The following is a 5,578-nucleotide window of genomic DNA, read 5'->3' on the forward strand; positions in this document are numbered from 1 at the left end:
ATTATAGCATTTATTATGGATGGATTAACAATAATCAATTTGCTATTAAGAACCACAAATTTAATTAACGTTACATATTGCATTAGTAACATTTTTCAAGTAAAATGGTTAAGTTATTTTAGCGGTTTCTAAACACCCGCATTAACAAAATTTAGGAGGAAAAGTTTATGTATAATGAAATTTTTGGAATAGCTACGTTTTTAGTAACGTTTATTTTAATGGTAGTGATGTATCGATTGTTTGGTAAACATGGTTTAATAGCTTGGGTAGCAATTGGAACAATTATTGCTAATATTCAAGTCATCAAAACTGTAGAAATATTTGGTATTTCAGCTACTTTAGGTAATGTCATGTTTGCGTCTATTTATTTGGCTACTGATATATTGAATGATATTTATGGAAGAAAGGTAGCTAAACGCGCAGTGTGGTTAGGATTTTCTTCAACATTAGTTATGATTATTGTCATGCAAATGTCATTACATTTCATCCCTGCTCCAGAAGACACAGCTCAAAGCGCATTTCATGCCATTTTTGATGTCGTACCACGAATTGCATTAGGTTCAATCGTTGCATATATTATCGGACAACATATAGATGTATTTATCTTCTCACTAATTAAAAAAATATTTAGTTCTGATAAAACGTTTATTATAAGAGCATATGGTAGTACTGTAATTAGTTCTATCATTGATACTGCCCTTTTCGTATCTATCGCATTTATCGGAAGTTTACCTGGTATGGCAGTATTTGAAATATTCATTACAACATATGTATTAAAACTTGTATCTACTATTTTCAATGTGCCATTTGGTTATATTGCGAAATCATTTTATCGTAAAGGTAAAATTAGTAAATTGGACGAAGGTTATTAATATATAGTGGCCACACGCTTTACTTAATTTATAATTGAGTTGAAGCGTGTTTTTTATTTATATAAATCCATAATTTGATGTTTTTAATTGAAGTATTTTTAAATTACTGTTCTTTTGATTAAAATAGATATTATGATTTAGATTGTAAGGAATTTTGATATAAGCAGGTGTGAAAATGGCAAAAATTAATTTTGACGCAGCGACAAAAGGTAATCCTGGAATGAGTACTTGTGCTATCGTCATTAAAGAAGATAATCAACATCATATTTTCACTCATGAATTAGGTGAAATGGATAATCATAGTGCTGAATGGGCAGCGTGTATTCATGCATTGGAACATGCAAGAGAACTAAAAGTAAGTAATGCCCTTCTATACACAGATTCGAAGTTGATAGCGGATAGTGTTGATGCGGGATATATTAAAAATGCAAAATTTAAACCCTATTTTGAACAATTAGAATTATTGGAAAGAGATTTTGAGTTATTGTTTGTAAAATGGGTTCCTAGAGAACAAAATAAAGAAGCTAATCAACATGCACAACAGGCTTTATTTAAATTGTTAAAGCGTAAATAGTAAAAAGAAGATGCTGGAATATAAGTCTTAAAATAATAGCACTAAGATGATTTATTTTAATCATCTTAGTGCTTTCTTTATATCCAATACTTCGTATTGCATGGCTTCGCTATGCCCAACTTGCTTTGCTTGTAGAAACTGATTTAATCAGTTTCTCTGTGTTGGGTCCCTTCCCATGGTACAGTTTCAGCCAGAAATACTACACAGATAAATCTGTGAGAATTTCTAAGGTCTTCAACTAGTACTGTTCCCTCAGGAGTCTTGCCATAAATACTACGTATTTATATGTAATTTTTCATTAAAATACTTATAGATAATGAAAAAGGCAATTTCTATATTATTTCAATAGAAATTACCTTTTTTCATTTGTCTTAGAATTTTATATTCCGTACACCTTTATTTTGAAGAATTAGGATAAATTTATTGTGTTTTATTTTTTACGTTTTGAAGATTTTTTATTATTCTTTTTCTTCTTTTTTGAGTTTGTGACTTTCTTGTTATTAGATGTTGATTTACCTTTTACTTTATTTTCATTATCTTTACGATTTTGTTTCTTTTTAGCAATTAATATAGGTGCATCTTTATCATTACCTTTAAGCTTTTTCTCTTTTGATGAATTTGAAGATTGTTTGTTAGTTTCTGTTTCATCTTTTTTCTGTTTAGCTAATAACAATGGTTCATGGTCATTATCACTCAATAAATGTTTTTTTTTCATCTTTAATAGTATCTTTATGATTCAACATTTCATCTTCTTCTTCTTTTCTACGGCGTTTTGCCATTACAAACCAGAAACTAGCTAATAATCCAGAAATACCTACAAATCCTAGTGTCTTTTTAAGTACATTAGCAATTGAATCTGTCACACTATGTGTATTTTGATGATTGTTATTTTTATCTTTGTTTTGTTTAGATTTATCGCTAGGTATGCTGCCATTTAATTTTTCTTTAGTTCCATTTCCGAAGATAGTAGTAGCATTAGTTTGATTAGCTCTAACTACTCTAGTTAAATCGAAAGGTCTATTTAAAGTATTGTTGAATTGATTTCTGTTTCTGCCAATATTTGTATTGATTTGAACAGCTAAGATACGATTAATACCATCTCTCAATGCATCATCCACTTCTTGTGGTGTGTGAGCATTTTTGATTCTTCTAATCGTGTCATTAACTATGCTATTAATTCTATTTAAAGCATCTTGTTTTTGACTTGCAGTACCAAATCTACTGTTTCTTATGTCATTAGCTTTTTGTGTAGATATTTTATTGATATTTTTAATAGCATCGTCTTTACGTTTCACTAAATCTTTAATTGGATTTACAGAAATAATCTGAGATATAAACTTATGTTGTTGTTTAGTTATATCTTCAAGTGATTTTGAATTATCAATATCTTTAAGCGCTTGATCTTTTAGACGATTCACTTCGTCTTTAGCAGCAGCTTTTTGTTCTGGCGTTAAGTCAGGATTATTATCAATTTCTTTAAGTTTGTTATTAGCTGCGTCTTCGATAGCTTGTTTGGCTTTATCTTTCGCTTGATCAATCGTAAATTGATTTGGATCAAACTGATTGATTGTATCTTGTGCTTTAGACTTAGTTTCATCAATGCCGTTTATATCTTTCGCATTATCAATATCTTTAAGCGCTTGATCTTTTAGACGATTCACTTCGTCTTTAGCAGCAGCTTTTTGTTCTGGCGTTAAGTCAGGATTATTATCAATTTCTTTAAGTTTATTGTTAGCTGCTTCTTCGATAGCTTGTTTCGCTTTGTCTTTCGCTTGATCAATCGTAAATTGATTTGGATCAAACTGATTGATAGTATCTTGAGCTTGAGATTTCGCTTCATCAATACCGTTTAAGTCTTTCGCGTTGTCAATATCTTTCAATGCTTGTTCTTTAAGGCGATTGACTTCGTCTTTAGCGGCAGTTTTTTGTTCTGGCGTTAAGTCAGGGTTATTATCAATTTCTTTAAGTTTGTTGTTAGCTGCGTCTTCGATAGCTTGTTTCGCTTTGTCTTTCGCTTGATCAATCGTAAATTGATTTGGATCAAATTGGTTGATTGTATCTTGTGCTTTAGACTTAGCTTCATCAATGCCGTTTAAATCTTTCGCATTATCGATATCTTTCAATGCCTGTTCTTTAAGGCGATTGACTTCGTCTTTAGCGGCAGCTTTTTGTTCTGGCGTTAAGTCAGGGTTATTATCAATATCTTTAAGTTTATTGTTGGCTGCATCTTCGATAGCTTGTTTCGCTTTATCTTTGGCTTGATCAATCGTAAATTGATTTGGATCAAATTGATTGATTGTATCTTGCGCATTAGATTTAGCTTCATCAATACCGTTTAAGTCTGTCGCGTTATCAATATCTTTCAATGCTTGTTCTTTAAGGCGATTGACTTCGACTTTAGCGGCAGCTTTTTGTTCTGGTGTTAAATCAGGATTATTATCAATTTCTTTGATTTTAGCTGCAGCAGCATCTTTGATTTCGTTTTTAGCATCAACTTTAGCTTTGACATAGTTAGAAATATTATTAACAGCATCTTCTAGTTTTTGCTTAATTCGATCAATATCTTCTTTAGTTGTTGCATTATCAATATCATTATTACTTTGTTGTTTTAACTGATTCAATTGATTAATTAACTGTTGTTTTTCTGTATCAGTTAAATCAGGGTTATTTGTAATCTTAGTAATAAGGTCATTGATTTTTTGTTCAATATCATTTTTAGCATCTATTTTAGCTTTAGGTATTTCATTTGCATGAATCTCATCGATTGCTTTGTTGCCTGATTGTTGAACTTTATTGACTTGATCGTTACTAGTCGAATTATTAATATCATTAATAATTTGGTTAGCAAGTTCTTTGGCTTTATTAATAGCGTCAGTCTTATCTTGCTCAGTAGCGTTTGATGCATTAATTTCTTTCAATTTATCTGCTAAAGCTTTATTAACTTCTTGGATGGCATCATTTTTCGCTTCTTGTAATCTTTCTTCACCATTTAATTGGTTAATTGCTTCTTTAATTGATTCTATCATTCCACGAACATCGTTAACATCTGTATCATTATTGTTGTTTCCATCTAGCATTTGTTGTGCATTTGATTTAACTTCATTTAAATTATCTTTTGCACTTTGATCGGCATTTTGGAAGTCGATGCTATTTTCACTGTTTGGAATAGTATTTTCAACGAGATCTCTAAGTTCAGCCATTGCATCATTTAATTCTATTTGATCATTGATAATGTCATTTATAGTATCTAAATCATTAGCTTTCTTGATTGCTTCATGTGCTGCCACTTTTTGTGGTTGGTTAAGTTGATCTAAACTATCTATAAATTTATCAGCTTTTGATTTAGCATTTGAAACTTTAAGATCACCATTTAATGCATTTTCTGCATCTATGATAGCTTGTTTTAATGCTCCCACTTCAGTATTTGTTAATGCATTTCCACTATCTTTATTTAATACATTTTGTGCATTAGAGATAGCTTTATTGAATTGGGCTTTTAAATCATCATCGGCATTAATAAAGTTTGAGCTAGATTTTATTGGTAGTTCATTATTTTGAACGTATTGTTTTAAAGCATTCATCGCTTGGTCTACTGCTGTTGCTTTATTAATAGCTCGAGTCACTTTATTTAATGTATCAGCATTATCGATTTGTAATGTAGCTAATTGCTTTTGAGCGTTATTAATGTTAGTTAATTGGTCTAATGTTTCTAACGCTTTAGTTTTCGCATCACTAAGTCTTTGATCACCATTTAAAGCATCTTTTGTAGTTGAAATAGCATCAATTAATTGTTGAATTTGCTCTTTAGGTAAGTTTAGACCATTTGCTTTATCAACTGCATCTTGAGCGTTAGTAATTGCTTGGTCGAAGTCTCGTTTCAATTGAGCTTCAGCGTTAATGTAATTACCACTATTTTTAGTTGATGCTTCATTATCATTGATAGTCTGTTGAAGTTGATTCATGACTGTATTTAATGATGTAGCTTCATCAACAATTTGTTGAATTTCATTTAAGTCATTTGATTGATTAACTCTTTCAACTAAAGATTGATGTTGTGAATCATTAATAGCATTGAGTTGATCGATAGCTTGGTTAGCTTGAGTTTTCGCTTCAGCTACTCTTTCATCACCGT

The 5,578-nt window shown here is 30.6% G+C and carries 4 protein-coding genes and 1 pseudogene; 2 read left to right on the forward strand and 3 right to left on the reverse strand.

The features are described from left to right. The first annotated feature begins 167 nt into the window (after positions 1-167). Both GVY01_RS04675 and GVY01_RS04680 read left to right on the forward strand, forming a co-directional pair. Positions 168-872, forward strand: coding sequence for a queuosine precursor transporter (locus tag GVY01_RS04675; protein WP_017638021.1), 705 nt, complete (start codon positions 168-170; stop codon positions 870-872). Between the two features lie 175 nt (positions 873-1,047). Then, positions 1,048-1,446 (forward strand): ribonuclease HI family protein, encoded by a 399-nt coding sequence (locus tag GVY01_RS04680; protein ID WP_108016990.1) that lies wholly within the window; start codon positions 1,048-1,050, stop codon positions 1,444-1,446. A 430-nt stretch (positions 1,447-1,876) separates the two neighbouring features. On the opposite strand, the gene GVY01_RS12790 is transcribed toward GVY01_RS04680, so the two are convergent. The 3 genes and pseudogenes from GVY01_RS12790 to GVY01_RS12800 form a co-directional block, all read right to left on the reverse strand. Continuing rightward, entirely contained in the window at positions 1,877-2,161 is a 285-nt protein-coding gene (locus GVY01_RS12790; RefSeq protein WP_368431127.1) for a hypothetical protein, read from the reverse strand. Next, positions 2,136-5,408 carry a DUF1542 domain-containing protein gene (locus tag GVY01_RS12795; protein WP_414075552.1) on the reverse strand — a complete coding sequence of 1,091 codons (3,273 nt, stop codon included), beginning with the start codon at positions 5,406-5,408 and terminating at the stop codon, positions 2,136-2,138. The genes GVY01_RS12790 and GVY01_RS12795 overlap by 26 nt, the downstream gene beginning before the upstream one ends. Before the next feature lie 63 nt (positions 5,409-5,471). Next, positions 5,472-5,531, reverse strand: a pseudogene (locus GVY01_RS12800) (hypothetical protein); the annotation flags it as partial. Between the last annotated feature and the right edge of the window lie 47 nt (positions 5,532-5,578).

Origin of the sequence: Staphylococcus sp. 8AQ, from assembly GCF_902506595.1 — a bacterium.
GTDB lineage: Bacteria > Bacillota > Bacilli > Staphylococcales > Staphylococcaceae > Staphylococcus > Staphylococcus pasteuri.

Excerpts from the sequence above, each read along its gene's own strand:
- GVY01_RS04675 (WP_017638021.1), top strand. The coding sequence starts at position 168 with ATGTATAATGAAATTTTTGGAATAGCTACGTTTTTAGTAACGTTTATT.
- GVY01_RS04680 (WP_108016990.1), top strand. The coding sequence starts at position 1,048 with ATGGCAAAAATTAATTTTGACGCAGCGACAAAAGGTAATCCTGGAATG.
- GVY01_RS12790 (WP_368431127.1), bottom strand. The coding sequence starts at position 2,161 with ATGAAAAAAAAACATTTATTGAGTGATAATGACCATGAACCATTGTTA.
- GVY01_RS12795 (WP_414075552.1), bottom strand. The coding sequence starts at position 5,408 with ATGAATCAACTTCAACAGACTATCAATGATAATGAAGCATCAACTAAA.